We start from the raw sequence: 15,267 nt of genomic DNA, 5'->3' as shown, positions 1-15,267 counted from the left end.
GCGGGTCGGGCGCGTGACGGCGAGCCGGGTAACATCACCGCCGTACGCCGACAGGCGTCTTCACCGACGCCCCCGCCAGTGACGAACTCTCGCCGAGGACACCCCGATGAGCGCTGAAGCCACCGCGTCCCAGTCCGGTTCGAACGCCGGCTCGCCCCCGGGTTCCCTCCGGATCCTCGTCTACTCCGACGACCGGACCACCCGCGACAAGGTGAGGTTCGGCATCGGCAAGCGGCCCGAGCGCGATCTCCCCCCGGTGGAGTTCGTCGAGTGCGCCACGCAGTACGCCGTCCTCAAGGCGCTCGACGCCGGCGGCATCGACGTGGTGATCCTCGACGGGGAGGCGGTCCCCGCCGGCGGCATGGGCATCGCCCGCCAGCTCAAGGACGAGATCTTCAACTGCCCACCGATCCTGGTGCTCACCGGCCGGGTCCAGGACGCATGGCTGGCCACCTGGTCGCGAGCCGAGGCGGCGGTGCCGTACCCCATCGACCCGATCGCCCTGTGCCGGGCCACGGTGGCCCTCGCCCGGCAGCGCCTGGCCGCCACCTCCGGGCGATGAGCCGCCCGTCATGGCGCAGCAGCAGCCGGCCCTGACCTGGCCGCGACTTCTCGGCCTGCTCCTGCGCGGAGAGGACCTCACCAGCGAGCAGGCGTCCTGGGCGATGGGCGAGATCCTCGACGGCCAGATCACCCCGGTGCAGGTGGCGGGTTTCGCCGTGGCACTGCGCCTGAAGGGGGAGACCGTCGACGAGGTGGACGGCATGGTCGGTGCGATGTACGCCCACGCCCGCACGATCGACGTGCCCGGCCGCGCGGTCGACGTGGTGGGTACCGGCGGGGACGGCGCGCACACGGTCAACATCTCCACCATGGCCGCACTGGTCGCCGCCGGCGCAGGCGCCCGGGTGGCCAAGCACGGCAGCCGCAGCGCCTCGTCCCTGTGCGGTGCGGCCGACCTGCTGGAGTCCCTCGGCATCCCGCTGGACCTGCCGCCCGCCCGGGTCGCGGAGATAGCCGCGGAGGTGGGCATCACGTTCTGCTTCGCCCCGCACTTCCACGCCGCCATGCGCCACGCCGCGCAGACCCGGCGCGAGCTCGGTGTACCCACGACGTTCAACATCCTCGGGCCGCTGTCCAACCCCGCCCGGCCGGGCGCCCAGGCGGTGGGGGTGGCCGATCCACGGATGGCGCGGATCGTCGCCGGCGTGTTCGCCGCGCGCGGCGTCGACGCCTTCGTCTTCCGCGGCGACGACGGGCTGGACGAGCTCACAACCACGACCACCTCGTCGGTGTGGGTCGTGGGGGACGGCGTGGTGAGCGAGGAGAAGCTGGACCCTGCCGAGCTCGGTATCGACCCGGCGCCGGCGGATGCCCTGCGCGGCGGTGACGTGACGTTCAACACAGACGTCTGCCGGCGGGTGCTCGCGGGCGAACGCGGGCCGGTGCGGGACGCGGTGCTGCTGAACGCCGCCGCCGCGCTCGCCGTGCACGAGCCGTCACCCGAGCCGCTGCTGGACCGGATTCGCGCGGGCTACGCGCGCGCCGTCGACTCGGTGGACGAGGGCCGGGCCGAGGCGACCCTCAAGCGCTGGGTGGCCGCGGCCCGCAGTTAGGGCATGTCCTGGACGGCCGGCCACTCGGCCGGCCGTTCGGGTCGGGTTGGACGGCCCCCGGCCGCTGGGTCCTACTCGGGGATCCCCAGGCTGAACGCGGCCTCCAGGTCGTGCTGGGAGTAGGCCCGGAACGCGATGTGGGTCTCGGTGGACAGCACGCCCGGCACCTTGTTGAGCCGGTCGGCCACGACGTCGGCCACCTGGTCGTGCTCGCGGACGCGGACCAGCGCGATCAGGTCGATGTCACCGGTGACGGAGTAGACCTCGCTCACGCCGTCGAGCTGGGCGATCTCCTGGGCCACCTCCGGGATGCGCGCGACATCTGCCTGGACGAACACGATGGCGGTGATCAAGGTGCCTCCTCGGCGCCTGGGGTGATGGGGGTCGGGCACCTCATCGGGCCGGCCGGTGGGTCGGCCGCAGGCGCCTGCGGTCCTGGCAGGGTACGACGTCGTCACGGGCGGCGTACGCGGTGTCCAGCCACTCGGTGTGCGCCTGGGCGCCGCCGACCGGGCAGCTCCACTCACCGGCCAGCTCGACCAGGCGTACGCCCGGTTGCTCCAGCCAGGCGAGGATCCGCTCGGTCTCCTCGGCGGTGGCGGCCGGCGTGGGCGGCGGTGGCGGCTCGACCGTCTCCGCGGTGGCAACGATCTCGTCCACCCCGGCGCGTGCGGGCATGCCGCGGGGAACGACGCCGGCGGCGGCCAGCCGGCCGTACCGCACGACGTGTGCCTCCCAGCCGCCTTGGTCGGTGCGTTTCGCGGCGACCAGCTCGGGACAGCGGGCCAGGGCGCTCATCCGCTGGAAGCGTGCCGCGGCGCGGACGAACGCGGCCATCCGGTCGCGGTGGACGCTCGCCTCCTCGAACCTCGACTCTGCCGCCAGCCGGCCGATCCGGCGGGTGGCCGCCGCGATCACCGGGGTGGGGTCGGCGGCGACGGCATGCCGGATCGCGTCGACGTGGGTGGCGTACGTCTGCACGTCGACCGCGCCGACGCAGGGTGCCACGCACCGGTCCATCTCGGCCAGCACGCACGCGGAGCCGGCGCGCGGGGTGCGGGAGAGCCGCTGGGTGCACTGCCGGATGGGGAACGCCTCGTGGATCGCGGCGACGGCCCGCTCTGCCACCCGCCGCGAGCCGAACGGACCGAGATAGGTCGCCGCGTCGGCCTTCACCTCGCGGACCAGCGACAGCCGCGGGAACGGCTCCACCGTGATCTTGAGCCAGGTCGCGCGCTCGGGGAATCTGGACCGGCGGTTGTACCGCGGCTTGTGCGCGGCGATGAGGCGCAGCTCGCGTACCTCCGCCTCCAGCGGGGTGGCGCACTCGATGCCGGTCACCTTCGCCGCGAGGCTCACCATCTCGCCCATCCGCGAACGGGTCTCCGACGCCGTGAAGTAGGTGCGCACCCGGGTGCGGAGGTCCTTGGACTTGCCGACGTAGAGCACCCGGCCGCGGTCGTCGGTGAAGACGTAGACCCCGGGCGCGTGTGGCAGCTGGTCGGCGAGGTGGCGTTTGCGGCGCTGGGCGGGGGAGACCCGCGAGCTGAACGCGGCCAGCTCCTCCAGTGAGTGCACGCCCAGCGGGCCGAGACGCTCGAACAGCCCGTGCAGGACGTCGACGGTCGCCCGGGCGTCGCCGAGGGCACGGTGCTGGGGAACGGTGCCGGAACGGAAGAAGCGTGCAAGGGTGGCGAGCTTGCAGTTGGGTGCGTCGTCGCGGGTGAGGACCCGACGGGCCAGCCGGGCGGTGTCCAGGACCTCGAACGACGGCCAGGGCCGGCCGTGCTCCTGCGCGGCGGCCCGGAGGAATCCCACGTCGAAGGGCGCGTTGTGCGCCACGAGCACGCAGCCGTGCGCGAACTCCAGGAACGCCGGCAGCGCGGCACCGAGAGGTGGGGCGGAGGCCACCATCGAGTCGGTGATGCCGGTGAGCACGGCGATGAACGGCGGGATCGCCGAGCCCGGGTTGACCAGCGTCTGGAACTCGCCGAGCACCTCGCCCGCCCGGACCTTCACCGCACCGATCTCGGTGATCCCGGCCTGCTGCGGCGAACTCCCGGTGGTCTCCAGGTCGACCACACAGAAGGTCACGTCCCGCAAAGGGGTGCCGAGCTCGTCGAAGCTCGCCTGGACGGGCAGGGAGGGTTCCGCGACGGTCATGGGCCAGACGCTACGGGCGGCCACCGACAACCGGCCGAAACGGCGCGCCTGGGGTCCGGTCCTCGCCCGTGGCGGACCGAACGCGGGTCAGGCGGTCAGGCGCGCCGCAGGCGGATCTTCGACTGGCCGTGCGGCCGCTTCTCCCAGTCGGCCATGAACTCTCCGCGCAGGCCGTGCCGCTGGGCGAGCTGCAAGAGGGTCTCGGTGCGGTAGTAGAAGTCCTCGCGCAGCACCTGGTGCTCTCGTCCCTCGGTGCGGTCGAAGGTGAAGTCGAAGAACCCGCTGGGGGCGAGGACGCGCCCGACGTGGGCGAAACACTCCTCGATCACCGGGAGCGGGGAGTGGGAGAAGACGCTGTGCGCGTGCACCACGTCGAAGTACGCGTCCGGAAGGAACTCGAACCTCAGGTCGCGCACCGGTGTGAGGTGCGGGAGCTTGGCCTGCAGGCCGTCCTCGACCAGCGTCAGCTGGGCGGCGATCAGGATGTCGGGAGAGATGTCGATCCCGTAGTAGTTGCCGGCGTCGAGGTGATCGATGAACAACCGTCCGGCGCGGAGGTTTCCGCAGCCGATCTCGAGCATCCGGTGGCCGGGCTTCAGACCGTGCTCGACGAGGTAGTCGAACTGCATCCGGCCCAGGGCCAGCCAGCGTGCGTGCGACTTGCTGCCCACCGCGGCCTCGGCGCTGCGGGACGCGTCGGACTTCATCACCGCCCGGTAGTAGTCCACGTGGTCGCGGTTGCGAAGACGCAGCACCGTGTCCCGGGCGAGCCGCCGGGCGTAAGGCGGTACTTTCGCCGGGTTTCGCAGGGCGTATCGCAGCTGGTAGAGGAGGTTCTCGCGGTCCTTCGTCGTCACGCTGGCGAAGTTAACCACGCTTCGGTCGGGCGTTCGGCGCCACCTCGCCGTGTGCGCCTGCCCGGGCGTCCGGCTCAGCGTCTCATCCAGCGTCTGTCGCCCTCCGGGCGTCACGCTGCGCTCTCATTCGGACCAGGCCACGGTCGCGGCCGCGCGCCGGGCCCACTGCCGCGCTCCTTCGCCGCCGGGTTCCCATCGGGTGCTGAACGCCCTTGACCACCACCGCACCGTCGCCGACGGTGCGGTTGGTGTAACCGTGTGGCAGACGTCGCATGCCGGGCATTCTCCACCGACGTGTTCCGGCCGGGGGCCGCGGCGGGAGTTGCGCCCGAGCGAGCCGGTGCGCCGATACGCTCGCAGCCGTGAGCAACGGAGCAGCGGCGCCGCAGGACCCGCCCGACGACCTCGGCCGGCCGCTGCCCGAACCGGTGCGCCAGCGCGTCGTCGGGATGGCCTCGGACACCCTCGGCGAGCTGGCCGCCGACGAGGTGCCGTCCGCGCTGCGGCCGTTCGCCCGGTTCGCTCCGGGCCGGCGCGCCCGGCTGGCGGCCATCCCCATCGCGGCCGCCGTCGACGCCGACGCGGACTTCCGTGCCCGCGTGGCCGACCGCATCCGGAACCTCGTGCCCGATCTCGCCGCGGCGGTCGCCGAGGGGCGCCGGCCGTCCGCGGTCGATCCGATGGACGTCGCCGCCACGGCGTACGTCCTGCGGCCACTGGGCTGGGAGGTCGTCGTCGGCGAGGTGCTCGACCAGCTCGAACGCGAGACCGCCACGCTGGCCGGTGAGCGCGAGTCGGAGTCGCTCACCCGGTTGCGGGAGCAGGTGGCCGAGGCGCGCGCCGGAGTACGCCAGGAACGCGATCGCCGCCGGCACGAGCTCGCCGCGCTGAAGGAGGAGAACGCCACCCTGCGGCGGACGCTGCGCCAGGCCCGGGAGCGGGCACGGGCGGCGGAGGAGGAGGCGGCCCGGCAGGCGGAGCTGGCCGCCCGGGCCAGGGAGGAGGCGGCGGCCGACACCGCCCGTGCGGACGCCGAGCTGCGCCGGCTGCGAACGCGCATCGCGGACGCGGAAGCCGCCATCGAGGTGAACCGCCGCTCCGCGAGGGAGGGCCGGGACCTGGCGAGCGTCCGGTTGCGGCTGCTGCTGGACACGCTGGTGGACGCCGCCCAGGGGCTGCGGCGCGAGCTCGCACTGCCGCCCACCCAGTCACGGCCGGCCGACTCGGTGCCGGCGAGGGAAGCTGCCGTCGGTGGGCTGCCGTCCGGTCCGGAGGGCGTCATACCGCTGGAGACGCTGCTCACCGTGCCGCAGGTCCACCTGGTCGTGGACGGCTACAACGTGACCAAGACGGCCTGGCCGACCCTTCCGCTGGAGACTCAGCGCACCCGCCTGGTGACCGCGCTGGGCGGCGTGGCCGCTCGGACCGGCGCCGAGGTGACCTGCGTCTTCGACGGGGCGAAGCTCGCCGTGCCGCCGCCGCTGAACACACCGAGAGGTGTGCGTGTCCGGTTCAGCCCGGCCGGGATCAGCGCCGACGACGTGATCCGCCAGCTGGTCGCGGCCGAGCCCGAGGGCCGTCCGGTGGTGGTCGTCTCCAGCGACCGTGAGATCGCGGACGGGGTACGCCGCTCCGGCGCCCGGCCGATCGCCTCCGACGCGCTGGTGCGTCTGCTGGCGCGCTGACCGCGGCATCGTTTCGAGGCTCACCCCGGGCCGATCCGAGCTGTCCCGCGCGAACCGTCCCCACTCTGGTCCGAGGGCACTGTCGGTGGTCATGTCTAACGTTTTCGGCAACGGCGATGCCGGACGCGAGACAGGCGCCACCAGGTGCCGGGCGAACGGCCGCCGAGGAGACGGACGGAGGGCAGCATGCGGATCCAGTGCGATCGCTGCGCGGTGCGGGAGCGTCACTGTGAGGACTGCGTGGTCGCGGTCGTTCTCGGTGCGCCACCCGCGTCGATCGAGCCGGTGGGCGTCGAGCCCGTCGGGCCCGCGCCGGCGCAGGTGGAGCCGGTCGCGGTCGACGCGGCGTGGCTGGAGGCGTCGGGAGTGACCCCGCCGGAGTTCGGCGAAGTGGGGTTCGAGCTCGACGACGCGGACCGGAAGGCATTGCGGGTGCTGGCCGAATCCGGCCTCTGGTCACCCGACCACCCGCCGTGGCTCGCGGAGCCGGAGACGCCGCACCGGAACGGCATGTCGGCCGCCCGGTGACCGGTCCGGGACACCACCGGGAGCGGGGAGTGTGGAAGTCGCCACGATCGGCGACGGCCGCGTGTCGGCGTGACCCGGGACAGCGGCACCTGTTTCGGTGATATGTGCGCGCACGACGTCGGTCGGATTTGAAAAGTCTCGGGCGCGGTCACTACAGTGCCGCCCGAAGTGTCCGTTCTGCGTAAGTCGGCTACCCAGCCGGCGCGGGCACCCGCTTAGTCTCCACCGGCCACCCGGAGGAGAGCCGGGGACCCAGGTTTCCGGGGTGAATCGGCGGCCCTGGCGGTCCACGTTGACCGGCGGGCCACCGTAGGGCGACTTCCCGGCCCGAACCCGTCAGCTGACCCGGTAGGCGTCCGAGGAGAAGGGGCTCACCGCCCGATGTCCAATCGCCGCACCTGCCCACCCGGGCGCGCGCTGCTCGCCGTCGGCACCGCCGCCGTCGCGCTCGTCGCCGCGGTTCCCGGGGCCAGTTACGCCGAGCCCCGCCGCGACATCGGCCAGGTTCGCAAGCAGGTCGACGACCTGTACGCGCAGGCGGAGAAGGCCGCCGAGCAGGCCAACGAGCTGAACGACCAGACCAGGGACATCGGCCGCCGCCTCGGCAAGCTCGACGTCGACGTGGCCCGGCGGCAGAAGGGCCTGGACGCACTGCGTGGCCAGATCGGCCAGTACGCCGCCGCAGAATACCGCGCGGGTGCCGTCGACAGCACGGTGCAGCTTCTGGTCGCGAAGGACCCCAAGGAGTACATCGCGCAGATGAGCACCGCGGAGGCGTTCGCGGGCCAGCAGGGTGACCTCCTCCGCCAGCTCCAGTCCGAGCAGAAGCGTCTGTCCGAGCAGAAGGCGGCCAGGCAGGCGGAGCTGAACCGCCTCCGCGACGCCCGTGACGCCGCGAAGGCCCGGAAGAAGCAGGCCGACGCCAACGCCGCCAAGGCCAAGTCCGTGCTCAGCCGCCTCACCGCCGCCGAACGGCGCCGGGTGCAGGCCCGCGAGCAGGCGGCGGTCCGGTCCTCGCGAGGGCAGGAGCGCATCCCGCTTCCGTCCGGCAGCGGCCGGGGTGCCACCGCCCTGGCGTTCGCCCGTGCCCAGTTGGGTGAGCCCTACGTCTTCGGCGCCTCCGGTCCGAGCACCTGGGATTGCTCCGGTCTGACGATGATGGCCTGGCGGCAGGCGGGGGTGTCCCTTCCGCACTCCTCCAGGTCGCAGTACGCCATGTCGGCCAAGGTGTCCCGTTCGCAGTTGCGGCCCGGTGACCTCGTGCTCTTCTACTCCGACAGGCACCACATCGGCCTGTACGCCGGAAACGGCATGGTTCTGCACGCGCCCCGCCCGGGCAAGAGCGTCGAGTACATCCAGATGCGATACATGCCGTACGCCGGAGCGGTGCGACCCGGATAGGGTCCCGCGGAATCCTCGTACGGCACAAAGCTGTCCACTCGCCGCCTCTCCTCTTTCAGCGGGAGAGGCGGCGAGCTCTTTCCGTACGATGCGGGTGTGATCGGCGACTCTGCGCAGCGGGTTCGCCGTCGGGTCGCTCCACGCCGACGGTTCGTTGCACGGACCCTCTCCGCCTTGGTCGCCGGCTTCCTGCTGGTGTCCGGGGTGTTCGCGTCCACCGTGGCGGTGGTGACCGGAGCGGCCGTTCCGTCCGCGGTCGGCTCACTGGACGCCCGCGGCCCCACGCGTGAATGGGCCGCCGCCCCGACGGTCCGGCCCACGCCGGCCGCCAGGAGCGCACAGCTCACCGCTCAGCGTGTCGCGGTCGCGCAGGAAGTTCTCGGCCGGCAGGCCGCCGCGATCAGCCGGGACGACCGGCGTGCCTACCTCGCCACGGTCGACCCGCGGGCCCGTTCGTTCGCCGCGACAGCCGCCCGTACCTTCGACAACCTGCAGCGGATGCGGGTGCGCCAGGTGCGGTTCGGCACCCCGGTCGTCCACTCGCACGCGTTCGCTCCGGCCCGGCGGGCCGCGCTCGGGCCGTCCGCCTGGGTCGCCTCGGCCGAACTCTCCTTCCGGCTCGCGGGCGGCGACACCCAGCCGTGGAGGACCACACTGCGGATGGCGTTCGTGGACCGCGACGGAGTGAGCTACGTCGCCGGTGACCGGGAAGGGCCGGATGCCGGTTCCTCGCTGCCGCTGTGGCTGACCGAACGGATCGACGTCGTGCACGGCGAGCACAGCATGGTGGCCGGAGCCGCCCCTCGGGACGAGCTTCGACGCTTCGCCCACACCGCCGACCTCTCGGTCCAGCGGGTGTCGGGGGTGTGGGGGAGAAGCTGGGACCGGTACGTCGTCGTTCTGGTCCCGCCCAGCCAGCAGCAGATGGAACGCCTGATCGGGGTCGGTTCACACACCCAGACCGCGGTGGCGGCGGTGACGACCTCGGTCGGGCGACCCGATCCGGCTCTCGCCTCGCACATCGTGGTCAACCCGCACACGTTCGGCCGGATCGGCAGTCTCGGCCGGCTCGTCGTCCTCACCCACGAGGCGACCCACGTCGCGGCCCACGCCACCGTGAGCGGCGTGCCGGTGTGGCTGTCAGAGGGTTTCGCCGACTACGTCGGCTTCCACCGGTCCGGGTTGCCGTCCGCGGTGATCGCGCACGAGTTCCTGCGCGACGTGAACCGACGCGGCCCGCCGGGAGGGTTGCCGGGCGGTGCGGAGTTCGACCCACGAGCCAAGGCGCTGGACGAGGCGTACGAGGCGGCGTGGACGGCCTGCCGCTACATCGTGCACCGCTGGGACCAGGCCACGCTCCTGCGCTTCTACGTCGCGATGGACGGTGCCCGGACGAAGGCCGACCAGGAGCGCGTCTATCGGCGCGTGCTCGGCACGTCCTCCGACCGGTTCGTGCAGGGATGGCGTGCCTACGTACGAGACCACAGCGACGACGACTGAAGCACGGCCGACGACGACCGGCCGGCCAGGCTGACGTGGCTGGCCTGGCCGGCCTGGCTGACGTGGCCGGCCAGAGGTCGGCTGCCTCCGGCCGGCAACTGGCTGCCAAGGACTGGTTGACAACCACCCAACTACCTGAACCGACGACGGCGGGCTGACGACGGGGTGAGGATTATGGCGAGACCGCGGGCCGGGGGAACCTAGCCGGCCGGGCTCGGAGCGTGCGTTGGGGGGAACGTGCGTCGACGGGGGAACGTGCGCCTGCGAGAGTCCGCGCCTCGGCCGGATTCCTCAGGCCCACAAGAGATCGTGCACGGCCGGGTGGCCGTGCGTCACCGGACGAGCCGTCATCGGCCGGAGTACCAACCCGAAGCCGCGGGGTGCCGGCCGGGATGTCAACCGGGCTGTGGGTCAGCGTGTCAACCGGGAATTGACAGAGGCGCGGCGATACTCGCATTGGCGGCACTGCTGACCGGGCTCGTCGTGCTGATCCTTCTCACCACTCCGTGGAGTCCGTGGGCTCGCACGAGTGTGCTGCTGCCGACGTCGACCGCGCCGCTGACCGAGGACTTCGACCGGACCGAGATCGCCAGCAGCGTGGCGTTCCAGCAGTTGGTGCGCGCTCCCGCGTACCTCACCGGCCTGGCCGGGCTGGTGGTCTCGGCGTGGCTCGGCCTGACCAGGACCGGCGCTCGGATCGCCGGCCGCCTGCTGCCCCGCGTACGAAGGTGGTGGCTTCGGGTCGTGCTGGGGACCTTCGCGGTGACGCTGGCGGTACGGATCCTGGTGCTGCCGTTCGACCTGTGGCTGGAGTTCGTCCGCAGGGACAGCGGGGTGTCCACGCAGAGCTTCGCCGGTTGGGCGGGGGACACCGCGATCGCCTTCGCGGTGACGTTCGCGGTCACCGCCGCGCTGCTGGTCGGCATGCTGGCCCTGGTCCGGAGGTTCCCGCGCTGGTGGTGGGCGCTGGGGTCGGCGATCGGCGCCGGGATGGTGGTGGCCGGATCGTTCGCGTATCCCGTCCTGGTCGAGCCCCTCTACAACCACTTCACCCCGATGCCGGCCGGGCAGCTGCGCACGGACCTGCTCGACCTGGCCGCCCGCGACCACGTACCCGTCAAGGACGTCCTCGTCGCCGACGAGTCCCGGCGCACCACCCGGCTGAACGCCTACGTGTCGGGGTTCGGCTCCACTCGCCGGATCGTCGTCTACGACACCCTGCTGGCCGACGCCACGCCGGACCAGGTGCGGCTGATCGTCGCGCACGAACTCGGCCACGCCAAGCACAACGACGTGCTGCGCGGGACCGTGGTGGGCGCGGTCGGGGTGGCGGCCGGGATGGTCGCGCTCGCGCTGTTGCTGGACTCGGCCAGGTTGCGCCGGCGGGCAGGTGTCGGGTCGGCCGCCGACCCGCGGGTGGTGGCGCTCGTCATCGCCCTCAGCGCGATCGGCATGCAGGCCAGCCTGCCGCTGCAGAACGCGATCTCCAGGCGGATCGAGGCCAGCGCGGACGTGCACGCCCTCGACCTCACCAGGGACCCGCAGGGGTACGCCGAGGTGCAGCGCTGGCTCGCGGTGTCCAACCGCAGCGACCTGACCCCCGCGCCGGTGCTGTACGTCTTCTACGCCACGCACCCCACCGCACCGGAGCGGATCGCGCTGATCCGGTCCTGGTCGCGGCGTCAGGGCCTGCCGGCCGTCCCGGCGATGGCCACGACGGAGTGACCGCGCGATGACATCCGACGCCGACGGGCGCCGAACCGAGCGAGTACCGGCCGCCGCCCCGGTGCCGGATAGGGTCGGTCGTCGTGGCCCGCACTCTGGTGGTGACGAACGACTTCCCGACCCGGCAGGGAGGCATCGAGGCGTTCGTGCTCGCCCTGTGCCAGCGGATGCCGCCGGCGGAGGTGGTGGTCTACACCGCGTCGATGGCCGGTGGCCGTGAGTACGACGCCACCCTGCCGTTCCCGGTGATCCGCGACCGCACGTCGACGCTGCTGCCCACGCCGGGACTGGCCCGGCGTACCACCCGGGTGCTGCGCTCGGAAGGCTGCGACCGGGTGCTGTTCGGCGCCGCCGCGCCGCTCGGCCTGCTCGCGCCCACGCTGCGCCGGGCCGGAGCCAAGCGGATCGTGGGGCTGACCCACGGCCACGAGACGTGGTGGGCACGCGTGCCGGGCCCGCGCGGGTTGTTCCGCCGGATCGGGCGTTCCACGGACTCGCTCACCTACCTGGGGGAGTACACCCGCGCGGTGCTGGCCCGTGGGCTCGCTCCGGAGGACGCGGCCCGGATGACCCGCCTCACTCCCGGCGTGGACACGGAGACGTTCCGGCCGGGCACCGGCGGGGAGGTGGTCCGCAAGCAGCTCGGCCTTCCCTCCGACCGGCCGGTCGTGGTGTGCGTGGCGCGGTTGACCGAACGCAAGGGCCAGGACACGCTGATCACCGCCTGGCCGCACGTGCTGCGGGAGGTGCCGGGGGCGACCCTGCTCGTCGTCGGCGACGGTCCCTACCGCGCCGACCTGGAGCGGCTGGCCGACGAGACCGGCGTTCGCGAGAACGTCGTGTTCGCGGGCGCGGTGCCGTGGACCGACATCCCGCCGTACTTCGACGCCGGTGACGTCTTCGCGATGCCGTGCCGCACCCGCCTGGCCGGCCTTGAGCCGGAGGGACTCGGGATCGTGTTCCTGGAGGCGCAGGCCAGTGGGCTGCCGGTCGTGGTCGGCGACTCCGGCGGCGCGCCGGACGCCGTACGGCACGGGGAGACCGGCTACGTCGTGGACCCGTACAACCCGGTGGCGGTGGCGTCGAAGGTCGTCACGCTGCTCCGGGATCCGGCCGCCGCGCGGGCGATGGGTGAGCGCGGCCGCGCGTGGGTCCGGGAGAGCTGGACCTGGGACGCGTCGGTGGCACGACTGCGGGGGCTGCTGGGATACCCCGGCGAGGATGCCTGATGCCCCAGGTGGACCTCGCCGACGACACCTTCGTCGTGGCCGAACCGGACCGGCTGGCGCGGCGGCTGACCGCGCCGGAGTTCTGGTCCGCCTGCTGGCCGGCGGTCCGGCTCGAGCCGTACCACGACCGAGGCGTGGAGGGCATGCGGTGGTACGTCCGGGGCGAGTTCACCGGCACCGCGGAGCTCTGGCTGGAGCCGTACCGGGACGGCACAGTGGTGCACGTGTTCCTGCGAGCCGATCCGGCGGCCGGACCGGTGGCCGGCCGTCGGCTGGGACGAGTGCGGCGGGACTTCGCCGTGGCGGTGAAGGCGGCGATGTTCGCGGTCAAGGACGAGGTGGAGGCGGACCGGACGGTGGGCGTCGGCCGGCAGCCGCTGCCCGGACCGTCGGCCGGCTCCGGGCCGGCCACCGAACCGGCGCCGGCCGCTGAACCGCGGGCTGCCACCGAACTCGAGCAGGCCGACATCTCCGAACCCCGGGCGGACACGGATATCGAGCCCGCCGCCGATTTCGAGCCGGCCGCCGGATCCGAGCCCGCGTCGACGACAGAGCAGGGCCGGTCAGGCAAGCTCTCGGGCGACGACCCGCAGGTCGTCGACCAGCCCGGCGTACATGTCGTCTCGGTCGCGGGAGCGCAGGACCGCCGACGGGTGGATCGTCGCGACGACGGCCGGCCCGGCAGCGCTCGCTGAGGAGCCGTCCGCGGAACCCTCGCCCGCGGCGGTGCCCGCGAGGTCTTCGGGCGGCGGCAGCACCTGACCGCGTTGCCGGCTCACCCGGAAGTCCGGGCCGAACACCGCCTTCGCGGCCGTCGCGCCGAGGCAGACCAGCACCAGCGGGCGTACGGCGGCGAGCTCGGCGACCAGCCACGGCCGGCAGGCGACGATCTCGGTGCGCCCCGGCGTCTTGTGCAACCTCCGCTTGCCCCGCTCGGCGGGGGTGAACTTGAAGTGCTTCACCGCGTTCGTGACGTACGCGTGCCGCCGGTCGATGTCCGCGTCGGCGAGCGCGCGTTCGAGCACGCCGCCCGCGGGACCGACGAACGGCTCACCGCGCCGGTCCTCGACGTCACCCGGCTGCTCGCCGACCAGCATCACCCTGGCATGCGGGTCGCCCGCGCCGAACACCGTCTGGGTGGCGTCCCGGTAGAGGTCACAGCCCCGGCAGGTCCTCGCGGCGGCGCGCAGCTTGGTCACGTCGGTGGAGTCGGGAACGTGGTCGGCGGCGGTGTGGGTGGTACGCCGGGCCATCCAGACGGACTACCCGTCCCGGTGCCGGTCAAGCGTGCCGATCCACCACGGCCCCGTCCACCAGTCAGTCCATGGGCCGTGCATCACCCGGTCCACCGTCCTTCCACTGGTCCGCTCACCAGGCCGAACGCCTGCGGGCCCGGCCGATGCGGGACAGCGTGGCCGAGCGGGCCGGGCTCTGTCGGCGTCCCCGGTTAGGGTCTGTCCTGCGGATCATGGCCGGCGAAACTGGAGGACCGATGCCCGCATCCCAGGCAGCCACGACAGCTCGGATGGTCGCGGCGGCGACGGCGTTCCTGTCCGCGTTGACACCGGACCAGCGGACGGCGGCCACCGCTCCGTTCGACACCGACGACCACCGGGTCTGGACCTACCTGCCCGGCCCGCGGCCCGGGCTCGCCCTGGCGGACATGTCCGAGGAGCAGCGGGGCCTCGCGGCCGCACTGCTGGCGACGGGGCTGAGCGACGAGGGCAGCGGCCGGGCGCGGGCGATCATGACGCTGGACGGCATTCTGCGCGGCCTCGAACGCGAGGCCGGTTCGGACATGTGGAAGCAGCGCGACGCCGGGTACTTCTGGGTCCGCGTCCTCGGCGACCCGGCCGGCTCCCAGCCGTGGGCGTGGCGGGTCAACGGCCACCACCTGGCCGTCCACTTCGCCGTGGTCGGTGACGAGGTGGCCTCGACTCCGCAGTTCTTCGGTGCCAACCCGGCCAAGGTGCTGTCCGGTCCACACGCCGGGCTCCGCACCCTTCCGGAGTCGGAGGACCTCGGCCGTGCGCTTCTTGCCTCGCTCGACCCCGACCGGCGGGCGCGGGCCGTGGTCGACGCCGAGGCGCCCGACGACATCCTCACCCGCCGCGACCCGGTGGCCGACGCCGGCCGCCTTCCCCGTGGTCTGGCGTACGCCGACATGACCGACCCTCAGCGCGGCCACCTCGAGACGTTGGTCCGGCACTACCTCGGCCGGTCCACCGCGGAAGTGGCCGAGGCGTCCTGGCACGACGTGGAGAAGGCCGGTCTGGAGCGGGTCACCTTCAGCTGGGCGGGTTCACTGCGTCCGGGCGTGGGCGAGCGGCACTACTACGCCGTGGCCGGCCCGACGTTCGTGCTGGAGTACGACAACACCCAGAACGACGCCAACCACATCCACACCGTGTGGCGCGACCTGCGCAACGACTGGGGCGAGGACCTGCTGGCCGCGCACTACGCCCAGCAGCACCGCTGAGCCGGCGCCGCCGGCAGAGCCGAGCCGGCCGAGCTCCCGGTGCCGGCGACAGCATCGTCGCCTAGGTGCCCGAACCGGTCCGGG

Annotated in this window: 13 protein-coding genes and 1 riboswitch; of the genes, 9 read left to right on the top strand and 4 right to left on the bottom strand. The window is 73.0% G+C overall.

All coding sequences use genetic code 11. The features are described 5' to 3' along the window. Window positions 1-106 precede the first annotated feature (106 nt). Together ABZV93_RS10040 and trpD are read left to right on the top strand one after the other, a co-directional pair. A complete protein-coding gene (locus tag ABZV93_RS10040; protein WP_354933038.1) occupies window positions 107-562 on the top strand; it encodes a hypothetical protein in 456 nt (151 codons plus the stop codon). A gap of 10 nt (window positions 563-572) precedes the next feature. Next, entirely contained in the window at window positions 573-1,616 is a 1,044-nt protein-coding gene (trpD, locus tag ABZV93_RS10035; RefSeq protein ID WP_354933036.1) for an anthranilate phosphoribosyltransferase, read from the top strand. A gap of 71 nt (window positions 1,617-1,687) precedes the next feature. On the opposite strand, the gene ABZV93_RS10030 is transcribed toward trpD, so the two are convergent. The 3 genes from ABZV93_RS10030 to ABZV93_RS10020 form a co-directional block, all read right to left on the bottom strand. Beyond that, a complete protein-coding gene (locus ABZV93_RS10030; protein ID WP_354933034.1) occupies window positions 1,688-1,969 on the bottom strand; it encodes an Lrp/AsnC ligand binding domain-containing protein in 282 nt (93 codons plus the stop codon). Window positions 1,970-2,009: 40 nt separating this feature from the next. Then, entirely contained in the window at window positions 2,010-3,779 is a 1,770-nt protein-coding gene (locus ABZV93_RS10025; RefSeq protein ID WP_354933032.1) for a DEDD exonuclease domain-containing protein, read from the bottom strand. A 95-nt stretch (window positions 3,780-3,874) separates the two neighbouring features. Continuing rightward, complete coding sequence (locus ABZV93_RS10020) at window positions 3,875-4,636, bottom strand: class I SAM-dependent methyltransferase (RefSeq protein WP_354933030.1); 762 nt, start codon at window positions 4,634-4,636, stop codon at window positions 3,875-3,877. Window positions 4,637-4,998: 362 nt separating this feature from the next. Between ABZV93_RS10020 and ABZV93_RS10015 the strand changes: the two genes are divergently transcribed. The 6 genes from ABZV93_RS10015 to ABZV93_RS09990 all read left to right on the top strand — a co-directional run bounded on the left by ABZV93_RS10015 (window position 4,999) and on the right by ABZV93_RS09990 (window position 12,704). Further along, window positions 4,999-6,321 (top strand): NYN domain-containing protein, encoded by a 1,323-nt coding sequence (locus tag ABZV93_RS10015; RefSeq protein ID WP_354933028.1) that lies wholly within the window; start codon window positions 4,999-5,001, stop codon window positions 6,319-6,321. A gap of 186 nt (window positions 6,322-6,507) precedes the next feature. Then, window positions 6,508-6,849, top strand: a complete 342-nt coding sequence (locus tag ABZV93_RS10010; RefSeq protein ID WP_354933026.1) for a hypothetical protein — start codon at window positions 6,508-6,510, stop codon at window positions 6,847-6,849. Between the two features lie 202 nt (window positions 6,850-7,051). Continuing rightward, window positions 7,052-7,220: riboswitch (cyclic di-AMP (ydaO/yuaA leader) on the top strand. A gap of 10 nt (window positions 7,221-7,230) precedes the next feature. Further along, window positions 7,231-8,250, top strand: a complete 1,020-nt coding sequence (locus ABZV93_RS10005; protein WP_354933024.1) for an NlpC/P60 family protein — start codon at window positions 7,231-7,233, stop codon at window positions 8,248-8,250. Between the two features lie 174 nt (window positions 8,251-8,424). Then, window positions 8,425-9,750: a hypothetical protein gene (locus ABZV93_RS10000; RefSeq protein WP_354933022.1), complete on the top strand. Its 1,326-nt coding sequence runs from the start codon at window positions 8,425-8,427 to the stop codon at window positions 9,748-9,750. A 456-nt stretch (window positions 9,751-10,206) separates the two neighbouring features. Continuing rightward, window positions 10,207-11,475 (top strand): M48 family metallopeptidase, encoded by a 1,269-nt coding sequence (locus ABZV93_RS09995; RefSeq protein WP_354933020.1) that lies wholly within the window; start codon window positions 10,207-10,209, stop codon window positions 11,473-11,475. A gap of 83 nt (window positions 11,476-11,558) precedes the next feature. Beyond that, the gene (locus ABZV93_RS09990; protein ID WP_354933018.1) at window positions 11,559-12,704 is read left to right on the top strand and encodes a glycosyltransferase family 4 protein; all 1,146 of its coding nucleotides are present in this window, start codon (window positions 11,559-11,561) and stop codon (window positions 12,702-12,704) included. Window positions 12,705-13,267: 563 nt separating this feature from the next. Here ABZV93_RS09990 and ABZV93_RS09985 read toward each other — a convergent pair. After that, window positions 13,268-13,957 carry a UdgX family uracil-DNA binding protein gene (locus ABZV93_RS09985; RefSeq protein ID WP_354933016.1) on the bottom strand — a complete coding sequence of 230 codons (690 nt, stop codon included), beginning with the start codon at window positions 13,955-13,957 and terminating at the stop codon, window positions 13,268-13,270. A 239-nt stretch (window positions 13,958-14,196) separates the two neighbouring features. On the opposite strand from ABZV93_RS09985, the gene ABZV93_RS09980 reads away from it, so the two are divergent. Further along, window positions 14,197-15,183, top strand: coding sequence for a DUF3500 domain-containing protein (locus tag ABZV93_RS09980; protein WP_354933014.1), 987 nt, complete (start codon window positions 14,197-14,199; stop codon window positions 15,181-15,183). The last annotated feature ends 84 nt before the right edge of the window (window positions 15,184-15,267 follow it).

The sequence above is a fragment of the Actinopolymorpha sp. NPDC004070 genome, assembly GCF_040610475.1.
In the GTDB taxonomy this organism is placed as follows: Bacteria; Actinomycetota; Actinomycetes; order Propionibacteriales; family Actinopolymorphaceae; genus Actinopolymorpha.
Note: the sequence above shows the minus strand (reverse complement) of the source record. Positions and strands in the feature narration are given on the sequence as shown.

Bases quoted from the DNA above. Each gene is read 5' to 3' on its own strand.
- ABZV93_RS10040 (WP_354933038.1), top strand. From the start codon at position 107: ATGAGCGCTGAAGCCACCGCGTCCCAGTCCGGTTCGAACGCCGGCTCG.
- trpD (WP_354933036.1), top strand. From the start codon at position 573: ATGGCGCAGCAGCAGCCGGCCCTGACCTGGCCGCGACTTCTCGGCCTG.
- ABZV93_RS10025 (WP_354933032.1), bottom strand. From the start codon at position 3,779: ATGACCGTCGCGGAACCCTCCCTGCCCGTCCAGGCGAGCTTCGACGAG.
- ABZV93_RS10010 (WP_354933026.1), top strand. From the start codon at position 6,508: ATGCGGATCCAGTGCGATCGCTGCGCGGTGCGGGAGCGTCACTGTGAG.
- ABZV93_RS10005 (WP_354933024.1), top strand. From the start codon at position 7,231: ATGTCCAATCGCCGCACCTGCCCACCCGGGCGCGCGCTGCTCGCCGTC.
- ABZV93_RS09985 (WP_354933016.1), bottom strand. From the start codon at position 13,957: ATGGCCCGGCGTACCACCCACACCGCCGCCGACCACGTTCCCGACTCC.
- ABZV93_RS09980 (WP_354933014.1), top strand. From the start codon at position 14,197: ATGCCCGCATCCCAGGCAGCCACGACAGCTCGGATGGTCGCGGCGGCG.